Genomic DNA, 17594 nt, shown 5'->3' on the forward strand with positions numbered 1-17594 from the left:
TGTGATGGACCCGATGTGTTCGTGGTGCTGGGGGTTTTCTCCGGTGGCCGAAGCATTGGTCGAGCAGGCGGCAGCGGCGGGGGTGCCGTTGCATCTGGTGGTGGGCGGATTGCGCACGGGCAGTGGCGCGGCCCTGGAGCCGACGACCAAACGCTACATTCTCGAACACTGGCAAGCGGTGCACGACGCCACGGGGCAGGCATTCCGTTTCGACGGCGCCTTGCCCGACGGTTTCGTCTACGACACCGCGCCGGCCTGCCGTGCCATCGTCGCGGCACGCAGCCTGGCGCCGGACGTCGCCTGGCGGCTGGTCAAGGAAATCCAGCAAGCCTTTTACCTTCATGGCCGCGACGTCACCCACGGCTCGGTGCTGGCCGAGCTGGCTGAAAAAGCCGGCTTGCCGCGCATCGAGTTCGCCGAAGCCTTCGACAGCGTCGAACAGCACACCGCGACCGCGTCGGATTTCTCCTGGGTTCAGGACTTGGGCATTGCCGGCTTCCCGACGCTGCTCGCTGAGCGCAATGGCCAACTGGCGCTGCTGACCAACGGCTATCAACCCCTCGATGTCCTCGGGCCCTTGCTGGGTCGCTGGCTGGAGCGCAACGCCAGTGCCTGACGTCTCCGACCTGGAACATCGCAGTAGCGCCGCATCGGCACATGAGCGTCCGGCCGGTGATCGCCTGAACTGGGCGCAGATCCGCCGCCTCGTCCTGCAGCACAAAAAGGCGCTGTGGGTGGCCAATGGTGTCGCTGTCCTGGCGGTCCTCTGCTCAGTGCCGATCCCGCTGCTGCTGCCCTTGTTGGTCGATGAAGTGCTGCTGGGCAAAGGCAATTCGGCGCTGATCTTCATGAATCAATTCCTGCCCGACAGCCTGCACAAGCCTGTCGGCTACATCGGGCTGATGCTGGTGGCGACACTCTGCCTGCGACTGGGCGCGCTGGTCTTCAACGTGATTCAGGCGCGGTTGTTTGCCGGACTGGCCAAGGACATCGTCTACTGCATCCGCACGCGCCTGATCGAACGGCTCAAGCGCATCTCGCTGAGCGAATACGAAAGCCTGGGCAGCGGCACCGTCACCGCGCATCTGGTGACGGATCTGGACACCGTGGACAAATTCGTCGGCGAGACGCTGAGCAAGTTTCTCGTGGCGATGCTCACCCTCACAGGCACCGCTGCGATCCTGATGTGGATGCACTGGCAACTGGCGCTGCTGATCCTGCTGTTCAATCCGCTGGTGGTGTTCGCCACGGTGAAGCTCGGCAAGCGCGTCAAACACCTAAAGAAACTGGAAAACGACAGCACCTCGCGTTTCACCCAGGCGCTCACCGAGACCCTCGACGCCATTCAGGAAATCCGTGCCAGCAACCGTCAGGGCTATTTCCTCGGTTTGCTCGGCCTGCGCGCCCGGGAAGTGCGCGATTACGCGGTGTCATCCCAGTGGAAAAGCGATGCGTCGGGCCGGGCCAGCGGCTTGCTGTTTCAATTCGGCATCGACATCTTCCGCGCTGCCGCCATGCTCACGGTGTTGTTCTCCGACCTGTCCATCGGCCACATGCTCGCAGTGTTCAGCTACCTGTGGTTCATGATCGGACCGGTCGAACAACTGCTGAATCTGCAGTACGCCTATTACGCGGCCGGCGGCGCCCTGACCCGCATCAATGAGCTGCTGGCTCGCGCAGACGAGCCTCAGTACCCGGGAAAGACCAATCCGTTCGTGGGGCGGCAGACGGTGAGCATCGACGTGCGCGGTTTGAGCTTTGGCTACAACGACGAGCTGGTCCTCGATCAGCTGGACCTGTCGATCAATCCCGGCGAAAAAGTCGCGATCGTGGGGGCCAGCGGCGGCGGCAAAAGCACGCTCGTCCAGTTGCTGCTTGGCCTGTACACCGCCCGATCCGGGGTCATTCGTTTCGGAGGTTCAAGCTTGCAGGAGATCGGCCTGGACACCGTCCGCGAGAACGTCGCGGTGGTGTTGCAGCACCCGGCGCTGTTCAACGACACCGTCCGCGCCAACCTTCTTATGGGCCGCGAGCAGGATGACAACGCCTGCTGGCAAGCGCTTGAAATCGCTCAGATGGATTCGACGATCCGCGCGCTGCCCCTGGGCTGGACAGCGTGGTCGGGCGTTCGGGGGTTCGCCTCTCCGGCGGGCAGCGCCAGAGGCTGGCCATCGCCCGCATGGTGCTGGCTGACCCCAAGGTGGTGATTCTCGACGAGGCCACTTCTGCGCTGGATGCCGCCACCGAGTACAACCTGCACCAGGCCCTGAACCGTTTCCTCAGCGGCCGCACGACGCTGATCATCGCCCACCGGCTGTCAGCGGTGAAACAGGCCGATCGCGTGTTGGTGTTCGATGGCGGGCGCATCGCCGAAGACGGGGATCATCAGCAATTGATTGCAGACGGCGGGCTCTACGCTAGGCTCTATGGACACCTGCAACAGGTGTGATACGACCGGGCGAGCTACGGGGCAGTACGCAATAGCGTATTGCCACTGGAGCACGTCAATTCTTGGGCTATGCTTGCTCAGGCGCTTACCGAAAATGTGAAAAGCGTCATATTTACGTCTTCGCACCCAATTGGCTGGTTACGTCTTGTAAAAGATGTGAGAGATTGTCTGCTGCGTCGTGGAATTAGCGAAGTCCCTCAGGCTCCAGGAAGGTTGCCTGGCGTGGGGGGACTGAGAATCTGGCAGTGCTGATCAAAGGGACACCATGAAGCAAAAGCGGATCCTCGGGAAGCCTCGTCTTCTGGGCATCGTCTGGCCGTTTATCGCTGTTGTGCTGTTACAGGCACTGCTCGGCTGCGTCAGCTTGTACATGATGTCCGCGGTCCGCAGCTACATCGGCGGTGAGAGCCTGTGGTCGAAGGGCCAGAAAGACGCCATTTATTATCTGAATCTCTACGCCAACAGCCGCGACGACATCAACTACCTGAAATACCAGCAGGCGATCGCCATTCCCCAGGGCGGGCATGATTTGCGCCTGGCGATGGATCAGCCGGTGCCCGACATCGTGCGCGCCAAGGCCGGGATTCTGCAGGGGGGTAACCATCCCGACGATGCGCAGAGCATCATCTGGCTCTATCTGAACTTCCAGCACTTCAGCTACCTGGAAAAGGCCATCGACCTGTGGAAGGTCGGTGACAACTATCTCGTGCAGCTCGATGAAGTCGCCCGTGAAATGCACGCCCGTATTCAGGAAGGCAACGTCACCAACAGTGAAGTCCTGGGCTGGCGCCAGCGCATCAGCGCCATCAACGAAGGTGTCACGCCGGCGGCCATGGCTTTCAGCGACGCACTGGGGGAGGGCTCGCGGGTCATCCTGCGGATTCTGCTGGTGGTCAACCTCGCCACGGCGCTGTGCCTGATCATCCTTGCGCTGCTGCGCACCCATAAACTGCTGGAGCAGCGCCACGCCTTTGCGATCGCGCTGCAGGCGGAAAAAGAGCGCGCGCAGATCACCCTGGAGTCCATCGGTGACGGCGTCATCACCACCGATGTCGACGGCTCCATCGTCTACATGAACCCTGCCGCAGAGCTCATGACCCACTGGAAGAACGAGCAGGCGGCCGGTCTGCCGCTGGCCGCGCTGTTCAGCCTGCTCGACGAGAACGATCAGAAAGACACCTCGACCCTGATCGAGCGCATGCTCAGTGGCAATCTGGGCGGCGGTAGTGAAAGCTCACGACTGATTCAGCGCCTGGACGGCAGTACCGTTTCGGTCGCGTTGGTCGGCTCGCCGATCCGTACCGAAGGCAAGGTCAGTGGCGCCGTGCTGGTGTTGCACGACATGACTCAGGAGCGTCAGTACATCGCTAATCTGTCCTGGCAGGCGACCCACGATGCGCTGACCGGACTGACCAATCGCCGCGAGTTCGAATACCGCCTCGAGCTGGCCCTCAACGGCCTGGCCGAGCAGCCGGCGCAGCATGCATTGATGTTCCTTGACCTCGATCAGTTCAAGCTGGTCAACGACACCAGCGGCCATGCCGCGGGTGATGAGCTGCTGCGGCACATTTGCACGCTGCTGCAGCAGGGCGTGCGCGAAGGCGATACGCTGGCGCGCCTTGGGGGCGACGAGTTCGGCATCCTTCTCGAACACTGTGCGCCGGAGGCCGCCGAGCGCGTGGCCGAAAGCCTGCGGCAAACCGTGGAAAGCCTGCACTTTGTCTGGAAAGGCCGGCCGTTTGTCACCACCGTCAGCATCGGTCTGGTGCACATCGACGATGTCCCGACCACGCTGGAGACCTCGCTGCGCGCCGCCGACATGGCCTGCTACATGGCCAAGGAAAAGGGCCGCAACCGGGTTCAGGTCTACCACGACGACGACTCTGATCTGTCCACCCGCTTTGGCGAAATGGCCTGGATTCAGCGCCTGCACATGGCCCTCGAAGACAACCGCTTCTGTCTGTACTCCCAGGAAATTGCAGCACTGGGCCGCAACGCCGTGCAAGGCCCTGGCCATATCGAGATTCTGCTGCGGCTGCGCGACGAGTCCGGGCGCATGATCCTGCCGGACAGTTTCATCCCCGCCGCCGAGCGCTACGGCATGATGACCACCCTGGACCGCTGGGTCGTGCAGCACGTCTTCATGATCATCGCCGACTGTCTCAAGTCCGGACACGGCAAAGGGCCGATGGCCGTGTGTGCGATCAACCTGTCCGGGACCAGCATTGGCGACGACGCCTTTCTTGAGTATTTGCGACAGCAGTTCCAGATCTACGCAATCCCTCCTGAACTTATCTGTTTTGAAATCACCGAAACCAGTGCGATCGCCAATTTGGGCAGCGCCATTCGGTTCATCAATGAACTTAAAAGTCTGGGATGCCGTTTCTCTCTGGATGACTTCTGTGCAGGCATGTCGTCATTCGCTTACCTGAAGCATTTGCCTGTGGACTTCCTGAAGATTGATGGCAGTTTCGTAAAAGACATGCTCGACGATCCGGTCAACCGGGCGATGGTGGAAGTGATCAACCATATCGGGCACGTAATGGGCAAACAGACGATCGCCGAGTTCGTCGAAAGCCCCCAGATAGAGCAGGCGTTATTGGAAATCGGTGTGGACTACGCTCAGGGGTACGTTATCGAGCGACCGCAATTATTCACCTGTGAATGTCTGCACGCACGGCCCGCGAGGCAGACCCCACTGTTGTTCAGCGCTCCCGGGACTTTTCGCTGAACACATCCTACGCAACTTACATAAGGAGCTACACAGTGATCGATATGTTCATTAGAACCGGTCCGCTGATGGATGCCAGCAGTTACCCCGCTTGGGCACAGCAATTGATTGACGATTGCAGTGACGCCAAGGCCAAGGTGGTAGGGCATGAACTTTATCAACGCATGCGTGACGGGCGGCTCAGTTCTAAGACCATGCGCCAGTACCTGATTGGGGGATGGCCGGTCGTCGAACAGTTCGCGGTCTATATGGCGCATAACCTGACCAAAACCCGATTCGCCCGACACCCGGGTGAAGACATGGCGCGACGATGGTTGATGCGCAACATTCGGGTCGAACTCAACCACGCCGATTACTGGGTCAACTGGAGCGCTGCCCACGGGGTGACGCTGGAAGACTTGCAGGCGCAGTTGGTGCCCTCGGAACTCCACGCATTGAATCACTGGTGCTGGCACAGTTGTTCGTCGGATTCACTGGTAGTCGCCATCGCGGCGACCAACTACGCCATCGAAGGTGCCACCGGTGAATGGTCGGCGGTTGTCTGTTCCCAGGACACCTACGCGGACATGTTCCCGCCGGACACACGAAAGCGGGCAATGAAGTGGCTGAAGATGCATGCGCAGTACGACGATTCCCACCCTTGGGAAGCGCTGGAAATCATCTGCACCCTGGCCGGCAACAACCCCAGCGAGCAATTGCAGAGCGACCTGCGAATGGCGGTCTGCAAGAGCTACGAGTACATGTTTCTGTTCCTTGAACGGTGCATGACGCTGGAACGATCTCAGGAAGGTACCGGCTCGGTCCGTGAACACCGGATCCCCGCCCGCGCCTGATCGGTCAGCCCGCCATTTCCAGGCGGTTGCGGCCCTTGCGCTTGGCGGCGTACAGGGCCGTGTCGGCACGGCGCAACATGCTGTCGGACGATTCGCCCGGCAGCAGCGTCGAGCAACCGAGGCTGACGGTCAGATCCAGAGGTCGTCCTGTCACCGGATAACTGAGTTGCAGTGCCGCACTGCGCAGGCGTTCGCCCACCAGCGCGGCTGACTCACGGCTGGTGTTGGTCAGCACGATGAGAAATTCCTCACCGCCAAATCTGAACACCTGATCGATATTGCGCAGGCGATCCTTGACCGCGTTGGTCACCGCCCGCAGCACTTCATCGCCCGTGGCATGGCCATGGGTGTCGTTGATGCCCTTGAAGTGGTCAATGTCGAGCATCAGCACCGACAGCGGTTGCTGCTGGCGGCGTGCGATCTCGAACTCGCGAATCAGCGACTGCTCCATCGCGATTCGGTTACCGGCGCCGGTCAGCGGGTCGCGCAGCGCACTCAGGCTGGCGTGGCGATACAGCAGGGCGTTGCGCAGGGGATACAGCAGGCTGGACAGCAACGATTCGAGTTGCTCAAGCTCATCCTCGGCGAAACGGTGGTCGCGCTGGAACGACAGCTCGCCCAACTGCTCGCCTTCGTGGGTCATGCGGTAAATAGCGCTGTGCCGGGCGCGCTCCCCAAGTTCCAGGCGCAGATCGGTGGGCAGGTGTTTGTAGCTGAGGGCATTCAGCGGGATGAGTTGCTGAACGCTCTGGAAAAGCATCGACAGGATCTTGTCCGCTTCGAGACTGGTCTGCAATTGCAGATCGAGCTGACGCCTGAGCTGTTCGTAATCGAGGGCGGGCCGGACGAGGCTGTGGGGCGGCGCGAAACCATGGCGTTGCAGCCGGGCGCTGTCGAAATCTATGGCATTGGTGGTGGTTGGAAAACTCATGGTTCCGCTCCTTCGCCTCTACGGGCTTGAAATGGAGAGAGCGAAACTCGTGCCAATTCGACTGCCTGCGTGAAAAGTATTGTCAATCAATAAGTTGCGGCGGATTGTGACAGGTTTGATACCTTTCCGCGCCTTGGATTTGACTAACGTATCGATCCTGAAGGCATTCTGCTACACAAGACGGCAGGAAACTGCCGAGTGGAGGGTGCCCGGCGTTGTCTGATATTCAGATGAGGGAGCGCGTTTGAGAGCGCTCCTTGTGGTTAGCGGACGACTGGCCCCAAAGTCAGCGGGTCTGCGCATCCAGTGCCTGTCCGTTGATGCCTGTGCTGTCCGGGCCCATCAGGTACAGATACACCGGCATGATCTCGTCCGGCGTCGGGTTGTTGGTCGGATCTTCCGCCGGGTACGCCTGGGCGCGCATGTCGGTGCGGGTTGCGCCCGGATTGATGCTGTTGGCGCGTAGCGACCCAAGCCCGTCGATTTCATCGGCCAGCGTCTGCATCAGCCCCTCGGTGGCGAACTTGGACACGCCATAGGCGCCCCAATACGCGCGGCCTTTGCGCCCGACGCTGCTGGAAGTGAAGGCGATAGACGCGTCACCCGAGAGCTTGAGCAGCGGCAGCAACGCGGTGGTCAGCATGAAGGTGGCGTTGACGTTGATGTGCATCACCTGCATGAACTGCTCGCCGGTGAGCTGCTCGATCGGCGTGCGCGGGCCGATGATCGAGGCGTTGTGCAACACGCCATCGAGCCGGCCGAACTCCGCTTCGATCATCACGGCGAGTTCGTCGTACTGATGGGGCAGGGCGGTCTCGAGATCGAACGGGATGACCACCGGCTGCGGATGACCGGCAGCTTCGATCTCGTCATACAGCGCGCTCAGGTTCGCTTCGGTCCTGCCCAGCAGCAAGACCGTCGCGCCGTGGGCGGCGTAGGTTCTTGCGGCAGCGGCACCAATGCCACGGCCGGCGCCGGTGACCAGAATCACCCGGTCCTTGAGCAGATCGGGGCGGGCGGAATAATTGAACATGGGGGCTCCTCTCTCTATGTAGTGCGCTGTGCCTTTGCGGAGCTGTGCTGGTCAGCGATTCTCAGCAGCTGCACAACGCATCATCCAGCACCCGGCGCAGCTCCAGCGGGTGATCCACCACCACGTCCGCGCCCCAGTGATCGGGATTGTCGTTGGGATGGATGTAGCCATAGCGTACGGCGGCGGTCTTGGTGCCGGCGTCGCGGCCGGATTCGATGTCACGCAGGTCATCGCCCACGAACAGCACGCTGGACGGGTCCAGATCGAGCATCTTGCAGGCCAGCAACAGCGGCTCCGGGTCGGGTTTGCTCCTGGTCACATGGTCCGGGCAGATCAGCACCGCGGAACGCTCCGACAAGCCCAGCTGCTCCATGATCGGCTGAGCGAAACGCACCGGCTTGTTGGTCACCACGCCCCAGATCAGCTTGGCTTTTTCGATGTCGGCCAGCAATTCGGTCATGCCGTCGAACAGCTTGCTGTGCACGGCGCAATCGGTCTGGTAGCGCGCCAGAAATTCCAGTCGCAGCGCCTCGAATTCAGGCGCCTCGGGGGACATGGAGAACGCCGCCGAGACCATCGCCCTGGCCCCGCCGGAGATCTCGTCGCGAATCAGTTTGTCGTCCACACGCGGGAAGCCGCGTTCGGCCAGCATCGCCTGGCAGATCGCGATGAAGTCCGGCGCGGTGTCGAGCAGCGTGCCGTCCATGTCGAAGAGAACTGCCCTCAAGCGCATGGCTCAGACGCCTCTCAGCGTCTGGATCATGTAATTGACGTCGACGTCGGACGCCAGCTTGTAGTGCTTGGTCAGCGGGTTGTAGGTCAGGCCGATGATGTCCTTGACCTGCAGCCCGGCATCGCGGCTCCACGCGCCCAGCTCGGAAGGGCGGATGAATTTCTTGAAGTCATGGGTGCCGCGCGGCAGCAGGTTCATGATGTATTCGGCGCCGATGATGGCGAACAGGTACGCCTTCGGGTTTCGGTTGATGGTGGAGAAAAACACCTGACCGCCCGGCTTGACCATCTTGTAGCAGGCGCGAATCACCGACGACGGGTCCGGCACGTGCTCCAGCATTTCCAGGCAGGTCACGACATCGAACTGCTCGGGCATTTCGTCGGCCAGTGCTTCGGCGGTGATCTGCCGGTATTCCACGTTCACGCCAGATTCGAGCTGATGCAGGCGCGCCACGGCCAGCGGCGCCTCGCCCATGTCGATGCCGGTCACGGTGGCGCCGCGCAAGGCCATGGCCTCGCTCAGAATGCCGCCGCCGCAACCGACGTCGAGCACCTTCTTGCCGGCCAGATTCACGCGCTCGTCAATCCAGTTCACCCGCAACGGATTGATGTCGTGAAGCGGCTTGAACTCGCTGTTGCGATCCCACCAGCGATGGGCGAGGGCTTCGAATTTGGCGATTTCGGCGTGGTCGACGTTGCTCATGTGTGATCCTCTAAAACTTGAATTCGGTGTCCGGCCACGGTATCTGACCGTGGCGGTGCTCAATGGGTCAGGCTTTGTCTGCCGCGATGCGGTTGCCCCAGGCTTTGGCGGTTCGGGTCAGCGCTTCTTCGTCCATGCGGGTCAGGCGTTTGTCCTGCAGCAATGGCTTGCCGGCGACCCAGACGTGGGTGACGCAATCGCGCCCCGTCGCATAAATAAGCTGTGACACCGGGTCGTAGACCGGCTGTTGCGCCAGGCCAGAGAGGTCGAACGCGACCATGTCGGCGGCCTTGCCGATCTGCAGCGAGCCGGTGTGATCGTCGATGCCCAGAGCGCGGGCGCCGTTCAGCGTGGCCATACGCAGCGCACGGTGGGCGTCCAGCGCAGTGGCCGAGCCGGCCACCGCCTTCGCCAGCAGCGCGGCGGTGCGGGTTTCGCCGAGCAGGTCCAGGTCGTTGTTGCTGGCCGCGCCGTCGGTGCCGATGGCGACGTTGACCCCGGCCTGCCACAGGCGCTCGACCGGGCAGAAGCCGCTGGCCAGTTTCAGGTTCGATTCGGGGCAGTGAATGACGCTGGAGTTGCTTTCGACCAGCATCGCCAGGTCGTCATCGCTGATCTGGGTCATGTGCACCGCCTGGAAACGCGGGCCCAGCAGGCCCAGACGCTGCAGCCGGGCGATGGGCCGTTCCTGGCGTTGCTGAACGGCCTCGTGTACTTCAAAAGCGGTTTCGTGAACATGCATCTGGATCATTGCATCCAGTTCATCGGCGATGACCCGGATCTTCTCCAGGTTCTCGTCGCTGACGGTATAAGGCGCGTGGGGCCCCATGGCGATCTTGATGCGATCGTGGTGGGCGAGGTCGTTGAACAGCTCGATACCGATGTGCAGCGATTCATCGCTGTTGCGCGCGCCGGGTATCGGGAAGTCCAGCACCGGCACGGTGATCTGTGCGCGAATGCCACTGTTGTGCACCCGCTCGCAGGCGACCTTCGGAAAGAAATACATGTCGGAGAAGCACGTGATGCCACCTTTCAACTGCTCGGCAATGGCCAGATCGGTGCCGTCGCGGACGAAATCCTCATCGACCCATTTCGCCTCGGCTGGCCAGATATGGTCCTGCAGCCAGGTCATCAACGGCAGATCGTCCGCCAAGCCGCGGAACAGCGTCATGGCCGCATGGCCGTGGGCGTTGATCAGCCCAGGACTGAGCAGCATGCCCGGCAACTCGCGCACTTCGATGGCCGGCTGGCGCAGGGCCTCGGCGCGGGGGCCGATGTAGACGATCAGGCCATCGCGGATGCCGATTCCGTGCTGCTTCAACACAACGCCGGCGGGTTCGACCGGTACCAGCCAGTCCGGCAGCAACAACAGGTCGAGCGGGGCAGCGGAATGGGGCATGGGGCGGGCATCCAATGGCTTATTACGGGGACGGCGAAGTATACCCGAGCGTCTTCGCAGGCGGCTCGCTATAATCGGCGGCTTTTTAAGGTGCTGGCGATTTGCTTCTTTGCACCGTCGCTGTGGCGGCAGCTTTTCAAAAATTCATCAAGTGGGGTGTGCAATGCGCGATCGATTACTGGCTGCGGAGAAGGTAAAGGCCATCGATTGGCGGGACGGCACGTTGCATCTGCTGGATCAGCGGGTCCTGCCCTTCGAAGAAACCTGGCATCCCTACACCACAGCTGAAGGCGTGGCCGAAGCCATTCGCACGATGGTTGTGCGCGGCGCGCCAGCCATCGGTATCAGTGCGGCCTACGGCATCGTATTGGCGGTCATTGATCGTCTGGCCGAAGGCGGTGACTGGCAAATGGCCCTGGAAGAAGACTTCGACCTGCTGGCCAACTCCCGGCCCACGGCGGTCAACCTGTTCTGGGCGCTGAATCGCATGCGCGAACGCCTGTATCGCCTGAAGGATCATGAAGATCCGCTGAAGGCCATGGAAGCCGAAGCCGTGGCCATTCACTTGAGCGACCGCGAAGCCAACCTGACCATGGCGCAACTGGGTGCCGAGCTGATCCGCAAGCACCAGGGCAATCTGCAGACCGTGCTGACCCATTGCAACACCGGCGCGCTGGCCACTGGCGGCTTTGGTACCGCGCTCGGCGTCATCCGCGCGGCACACCTGGAAGGCATGATCGAACGCGTCTACGCCGACGAAACCCGTCCCTGGCTGCAGGGCTCCCGTCTGACCGCGTGGGAATTGGTCAACGAAGGCATTCCGGTCACCCTCAATGCCGACTCCGCGGCCGCGCACCTGATGAAAACCAAAGGCATCACCTGGGTCATCGTCGGCGCCGACCGCATCACCGCCAACGGCGACGTCGCCAACAAGATCGGCACTTACCAGTTGGCGGTGGCGGCGATGCACCACGGCGTGCGCTTCATGGTCGTGGCGCCGAGCTCGACCATCGACATGAACCTTGCCAGTGGCGACGACATTCCCATCGAAGAGCGCGACGGCCGTGAATTGCTTGAAGTCGGCGGCAAGCGCGTGGGTGCCGACGTCGACGCCTTCAACCCTGTGTTCGATGTGACGCCCGCCGATTTGATCGACGCCATCGTCACCGAGAAGGGCATCGTCGAACGCCCCGACACGACCAAAATGGCCTTATTGATGTGCCGCAAACGCCTGCATTGATCACCCCGCAGCCGATAATGCCATTCGTCGCTAAACGCGCTATCGGGCTCTGTGAGCGCGTATCAGGCGTCTGCTGGCGAAATGGCGTGTTCACGGCGCCTGCAAAGACTTCGTGCCTGACGGCGATTGTGGTACCATCCGGCGGTTTCCAAAGGGGCGCATGGCGACCCTTATGACTGCGCACATTCATGGCATAACTCGCTGATTTGTCGTAAGTCGTTGCCTGACAATCGTCGGCAGCGGCAAGCCTTGTTCATCCCGGATGGCTGAGCGAGGTTTCACCAGAAAAAGGAATCAGGCTTCTCATGGGCGAACTGGCCAAAGAAATCCTCCCGGTCAATATCGAAGACGAGCTGAAGCAGTCCTACCTCGACTACGCGATGAGCGTCATCGTCGGACGAGCTCTGCCCGATGCGCGCGACGGCTTGAAGCCCGTGCACCGGCGGGTACTGTTCGCGATGAGCGAACTGGGTAACGACTGGAACAAGCCGTACAAGAAATCCGCCCGTGTGGTCGGTGACGTTATCGGTAAGTACCACCCGCATGGCGACACCGCGGTCTACGACACCATCGTTCGTATGGCCCAACCCTTTTCCCTGCGCTACCTGCTGGTAGACGGCCAGGGCAACTTCGGTTCGGTGGACGGCGACAACGCCGCTGCCATGCGATACACCGAAGTGCGCATGACCAAGCTGGCCCATGAGCTGCTGGCCGACCTGCACAAGGAAACCGTGGACTGGGTGCCGAACTACGACGGCACCGAACAGATTCCTGCGGTCATGCCGACCCGTATTCCCAACCTGCTGGTCAACGGCTCCAGCGGTATCGCCGTGGGCATGGCGACCAACATTCCGCCGCACAACCTCGGTGAAGTCATCGACGGCTGTCTGGCGCTCATCGACAACGGCGACCTCACCGTCGACGAGTTGATGCAGTACATCCCCGGCCCAGACTTCCCGACCGCCGCGATCATCAACGGTCGTGCCGGCATCGTCGAAGCCTACAAGACCGGCCGTGGCCGCATCTATATGCGCGCCCGCTCCATCGTCGAAGACATCGACAAGGTCGGTGGTCGCCAGCAGATCGTCATCACCGAACTGCCGTACCAGCTGAACAAGGCCCGTCTGATCGAGAAGATCGCCGAGCTGGTCAAAGAGAAGAAGCTCGAAGGCATCACCGAGCTGCGCGACGAGTCCGACAAGGACGGCATGCGCGTGGTCATCGAGCTGCGTCGCGGCGAAGTGCCTGAGGTCATCCTCAACAATCTCTACGCTCAGACCCAGCTGCAAAGCGTCTTCGGTATCAATATCGTTGCGCTGATCGACGGCCGCCCACGCATCCTGAACCTCAAGGACCTGCTGGAAGCCTTCATTCGTCACCGTCGCGAAGTCGTTACCCGTCGCACCGTGTTCGAACTGCGCAAGGCCCGCGAGCGGGGTCACATCCTCGAAGGTCAGGCCGTTGCCCTGTCGAACATCGACCCGGTCATCGCCCTCATCAAAGCCTCGCCGACCCCGGCTGAAGCCAAAGAAGGCCTGATCAGCACGCCGTGGGAATCCAGCGCCGTGGTCGAGATGGTCGAGCGCGCAGGCGCCGAATCGTCCCGCCCGGAAAACCTCGATCCTCAGTACGGCATGCGTGACGGCAAGTATTTCCTGTCGCCGGAACAGGCCCAGGCGATCCTTGAGCTGCGTCTGCACCGCCTGACCGGTCTGGAACACGAAAAGCTGCTGACCGAATACCAGGAAATCCTGACTCAGATCGGCGAGCTGCTGCGCATCCTCAACAGCGCCACGCGCCTGATGGAAGTCATCCGCGAAGAGCTGGAGCTGATTCGCGCCGAATATGGCGATGTGCGTCGCACCGAGATCCTTGATGCGCGCCTGGACCTGACCCTCGGCGACATGATCCCCGAAGAAGAGCGCGTCGTGACCATCTCCCACGGTGGCTACGCCAAGACTCAACCGCTGGCCGTTTATCAGGCCCAGCGTCGCGGTGGCAAAGGCAAGTCGGCCACCGGCGTCAAGGATGAGGACTACATCGCTCACCTGCTGGTTGCCAACAGCCATACCACGCTGCTGATGTTCTCCAGCAAAGGCAAGGTGTACTGGCTCAAGACCTACGAGATCCCGGAAGCGTCCCGCGCTGCCCGTGGCCGTCCGCTGGTCAACCTGTTGCCGCTGAGCGAAGGCGAATACATCACCACCATGTTGCCGGTCGACCTCGAAGCCATGCGCAAGCGGGCTGACGAAGAAGAAGCCGAAGGCGTGGACACCGACGCCGAAGACCTCGAGAACAGCAACGAGACCGAAGAAGAGCGCAAGGCGCGCATCAAGGCCGCCGACAAGAAGAAGGCGCCGTTCATCTTCATGTCGACCGCCAACGGTACCGTCAAGAAGACCCCGCTGGTGGCGTTCAGTCGTCAACGCAGCGTCGGTTTGATTGCGCTGGAGCTGGACGAAGGCGACATCCTGATTTCCGCCGCCGTCACCGATGGCGAGCAGGAAATCATGCTGTTCTCCGACGGCGGCAAGGTCACCCGCTTCAAGGAATCCGAAGTGCGCGCCATGGGCCGTACGGCTCGCGGTGTGCGCGGCATGCGTCTGCCTGAAGGGCAGAAGCTGATTTCCATGCTGATTCCGGAGCAGGGCAGCCAGATCCTCACCGCTTCCGAGCGTGGCTACGGCAAGCGCACCGCGATCACTGAGTTCCCTGAGTACAAGCGTGGCGGTCAGGGCGTCATCGCCATGGTCAGCAACGAGCGTAACGGCCGTCTGGTCGGCGCGGTTCAGGTGCAAGACGGCGAGGAAATCATGCTGATTTCCGACCAGGGCACGCTGGTGCGTACCCGCGTTGGCGAAGTCTCGAGTCTGGGCCGGAACACCCAGGGCGTGACCCTGATCAAACTGGCCAAGGACGAGAAACTGGTCGGTCTGGAGCGCGTGCAGGAGCCATCGGAAGTCGAAGGCGAAGAGCTGGAAGGCGAAGCGTTCGAGGGCGAAGAGGTTGATGGCGACGTGATTGGCGCCGTCGACACTGACGAGTCCGCTGACGATGTGCAGGCGGATGCCGCGGCTGACGAAGAAGAGCCGCAGGAGTAACGCTTAGAGGGGGCTGGTGATCCGGCCCCCTCCTTAGAATCATGGGACGCATGCTGTCAGACAGATCGCTTTCGCGACCGTCGCAAACTCCGATTGCTCCTACCGTCGATCTCAGTGCCCGACCAGAGAACGTCTGTAGGAGCAATCGGAGGTAACGACGGTCGCGATGCGGATCTTCTGACACAATACAGTCCCTGTTCCGCACTTCCCCGCATTTCACCCGTTCCAAATTAATTCAGTGACACGACGAGAGTGGATATGAGCAAGCGAGCCTTTAACTTCTGCGCAGGTCCTGCTGCGCTCCCTGAAGCTGTTCTGCTGCGCGCCCAGGCCGAACTCCTGGACTGGCATGGCAAAGGCCTGTCCGTCATGGAAATGAGCCATCGCAGCGACGAGTTCGTCTCCATCGCCACCAAGGCGGAGCAGGATTTTCGCGATCTGCTGTCTGTCCCCTCTAATTACAAAGTGCTGTTTCTTCAAGGTGGCGGCAGTCAGCAATTCGCTCAGGTTCCGTTGAACCTGCTGCCGGAAAAAGGCACGGCCGACTACATCGACACCGGCATCTGGTCGCAGAAAGCCATTGAAGAAGCATCGCGCTACGGCAACATCAATGTCGCCGCCAGCGCCAAACCCTCCGATTACTTCGCCATTCCCGGCCAGAACGATTGGAAGCTGTCGAAAGACGCGGCCTACGTTCACTACGTGCCCAACGAGACCATTGGCGGTCTGCAATTCAACTGGATTCCGGATACCGGTGACGTGCCGCTGGTCGCCGACATGTCCTCGGACATCCTCTCGCGCCCTGTCGACGTCTCGCGTTTCGGCATGATCTTCGCCGGTGCCCAGAAGAACATCGGCCCGAGTGGCATCGTCGTGGCAATCATCCGCGAGGACCTGCTGGGTCGCGCGCGTTCGCTGTGCCCGACGATGCTCAATTACAAGGTCGCAGCCGACAACGGCTCCATGTACAACACGCCGCCAACGCTGGCCTGGTACCTGTCCGGTCTGGTCTTCGAATGGCTGAAAGAACAGGGCGGCGTCGAGGCCATGGCCACGCGCAATGAACTCAAGCAGCGCACGCTGTACGACTTCATCGACGCCAGCGGTCTGTACAGCAACCCGATCAACCCATCCGACCGCTCGTGGATGAACGTGCCGTTCCGTCTGGCCGATGATCGCCTGGACAAGCCGTTCCTCGCGGGTGCCGAAGCGCGCAACCTGCTTAACCTCAAAGGCCACCGTTCTGTCGGCGGCATGCGCGCGTCCATCTACAATGCCATCGACCTCAGTGCGGTCAACGCCCTGACCGCGTACATGGCAGAGTTCGAGAAGGAACACGGCTAATGTCTGAACAAGAGCTCAAGGCACTGCGGGTCCGCATCGACAGCCTGGACGAAAAGGTTCTGGAACTGATCAGCGAGCGCGCCCGCTGCGCCCAGGAAGTCGCGCGGGTCAAGATGGCCGAACTGCCGGCAGGCGAAGAGCCGGTGTTTTATCGCCCCGAGCGTGAAGCGGCGGTGCTCAAGCGCGTCATGGAGCGTAACCGTGGCCCGCTGAGCAACGAAGAGATGGCGCGGCTGTTCCGCGAAATCATGTCCTCGTGTCTGGCGCTGGAGCAGCCGCTCAAGGTCGCGTATCTCGGCCCTGAGGGCACCTTCACTCAAGCCGCTGCGCTGAAGCATTTCGGCCACGCCGTGATCAGCAAGCCCATGGCAGCGATCGACGAAGTGTTCCGTGAAGTGGTCGCCGGTGCGGTCAACTTCGGCGTGGTCCCGGTGGAGAACTCCACCGAAGGTGCGGTCAACCACACCCTGGACAGCTTCCTTGAGCACGACATGGTCATCTGTGGCGAAGTCGAGCTGCGCATTCACCATCATCTGCTGGTGGGCGAGAACACCAAGACCGACAGCATCAGCCGCATCTACTCCCACGCCCAGTCCCTGGCGCAATGCCGCAAGTGGCTGGACGCGCATTACCCGAACGTCGAACGCGTCGCCGTTGCCAGCAACGCCGAAGCGGCCAAGCGGGTCAAGGGTGAGTGGAACTCGGCGGCGATCGCCGGTGATATGGCGGCGGGCCTTTATGGCTTGACGCGGATTGCCGAGAAGATCGAGGACCGTCCGGACAACTCCACGCGCTTCCTCATGATCGGCAATCAGGAAGTGCCGCCGACCGGCGACGACAAGACGTCGATCATCGTCTCGATGAGCAACAAGCCGGGCGCGCTGCATGAGCTGCTGGTGCCTTTCCACCAGAACGGCATCGACCTGACGCGCATCGAGACGCGTCCCTCGCGAAGCGGTAAGTGGACCTACGTATTCTTCATCGACTTCGTTGGCCACCACCGCGACCCGCTGATCAAGGCCGTTCTCGAGCAGATCAGCCAGGAAGCCGTGGCGCTCAAGGTGCTGGGTTCCTATCCGAAAGCAGTGCTTTGATCCT

At 61.5% G+C, this 17594-nt stretch carries 12 protein-coding genes and 1 pseudogene; 8 read left to right on the top strand and 5 right to left on the bottom strand.

The window, feature by feature from the left end; all coding sequences use genetic code 11:
* The first annotated feature begins 13 nt into the window (after positions 1 to 13).
* The 4 genes and pseudogenes from AC07RO_RS03535 to AC07RO_RS03550 all read left to right on the top strand — a co-directional run bounded on the left by AC07RO_RS03535 (position 14) and on the right by AC07RO_RS03550 (position 6013).
* Entirely contained in the window at positions 14 to 616 is a 603-nt protein-coding gene (locus AC07RO_RS03535) for a DsbA family protein (protein ID WP_192172951.1), read from the top strand.
* Positions 564 to 2449, top strand: a pseudogene (locus AC07RO_RS03540) (ABC transporter ATP-binding protein). Before AC07RO_RS03535 ends, AC07RO_RS03540 begins: the two are co-directional and overlap by 53 nt.
* A 265-nt stretch (positions 2450 to 2714) precedes the next feature.
* Positions 2715 to 5180, top strand: a complete 2466-nt coding sequence (locus AC07RO_RS03545) for an EAL domain-containing protein (protein ID WP_346626521.1) — start codon at positions 2715 to 2717, stop codon at positions 5178 to 5180.
* A 35-nt stretch (positions 5181 to 5215) separates the two neighbouring features.
* The gene (locus AC07RO_RS03550) at positions 5216 to 6013 is read left to right on the top strand and encodes an iron-containing redox enzyme family protein (RefSeq protein ID WP_192172827.1); all 798 of its coding nucleotides are present in this window, start codon (positions 5216 to 5218) and stop codon (positions 6011 to 6013) included.
* A 4-nt stretch (positions 6014 to 6017) separates the two neighbouring features.
* Here AC07RO_RS03550 and AC07RO_RS03555 read toward each other — a convergent pair whose 3' ends face one another.
* The 5 genes from AC07RO_RS03555 to AC07RO_RS03575 form a co-directional block, all read right to left on the bottom strand.
* Complete coding sequence (locus AC07RO_RS03555) at positions 6018 to 6944, bottom strand: GGDEF domain-containing protein (RefSeq protein ID WP_346630602.1); 927 nt, start codon at positions 6942 to 6944, stop codon at positions 6018 to 6020.
* Between the two features lie 286 nt (positions 6945 to 7230).
* Positions 7231 to 7977, bottom strand: a complete 747-nt coding sequence (locus AC07RO_RS03560; RefSeq protein WP_423572845.1) for a YciK family oxidoreductase — start codon at positions 7975 to 7977, stop codon at positions 7231 to 7233.
* Positions 7978 to 8038: 61 nt separating this feature from the next.
* A complete protein-coding gene (gene mupP / locus AC07RO_RS03565) occupies positions 8039 to 8710 on the bottom strand; it encodes an N-acetylmuramic acid 6-phosphate phosphatase MupP (RefSeq protein ID WP_495085283.1) in 672 nt (223 codons plus the stop codon).
* Positions 8711 to 8713: 3 nt separating this feature from the next.
* Positions 8714 to 9412 (bottom strand): bifunctional 2-polyprenyl-6-hydroxyphenol methylase/3-demethylubiquinol 3-O-methyltransferase UbiG, encoded by a 699-nt coding sequence (gene ubiG, locus AC07RO_RS03570; protein ID WP_192172823.1) that lies wholly within the window; start codon positions 9410 to 9412, stop codon positions 8714 to 8716.
* 67 nt (positions 9413 to 9479) lie between these two features.
* Positions 9480 to 10811, bottom strand: coding sequence for a TRZ/ATZ family hydrolase (locus AC07RO_RS03575; RefSeq protein WP_282367515.1), 1332 nt, complete (start codon positions 10809 to 10811; stop codon positions 9480 to 9482).
* Positions 10812 to 10974: 163 nt separating this feature from the next.
* On the opposite strand from AC07RO_RS03575, the gene mtnA reads away from it, so the two are divergent.
* From mtnA to pheA, 4 genes are all read left to right on the top strand, one after another.
* Entirely contained in the window at positions 10975 to 12051 is a 1077-nt protein-coding gene (gene mtnA, locus AC07RO_RS03580; protein WP_282367513.1) for an S-methyl-5-thioribose-1-phosphate isomerase, read from the top strand.
* Between the two features lie 305 nt (positions 12052 to 12356).
* A complete protein-coding gene (gene gyrA, locus AC07RO_RS03585; RefSeq protein ID WP_495085284.1) occupies positions 12357 to 15152 on the top strand; it encodes a DNA gyrase subunit A in 2796 nt (931 codons plus the stop codon).
* A 258-nt stretch (positions 15153 to 15410) separates the two neighbouring features.
* Entirely contained in the window at positions 15411 to 16496 is a 1086-nt protein-coding gene (gene serC / locus AC07RO_RS03590) for a 3-phosphoserine/phosphohydroxythreonine transaminase (RefSeq protein WP_463582845.1), read from the top strand.
* Positions 16496 to 17590 (top strand): prephenate dehydratase, encoded by a 1095-nt coding sequence (gene pheA / locus AC07RO_RS03595; protein ID WP_192172818.1) that lies wholly within the window; start codon positions 16496 to 16498, stop codon positions 17588 to 17590. Before serC ends, pheA begins: the two co-directional genes overlap by 1 nt.
* Positions 17591 to 17594: the final 4 nt, after the last annotated feature.

It is taken from the genome of Pseudomonas sp. GW821-FHT07F05 (assembly GCF_059418765.1).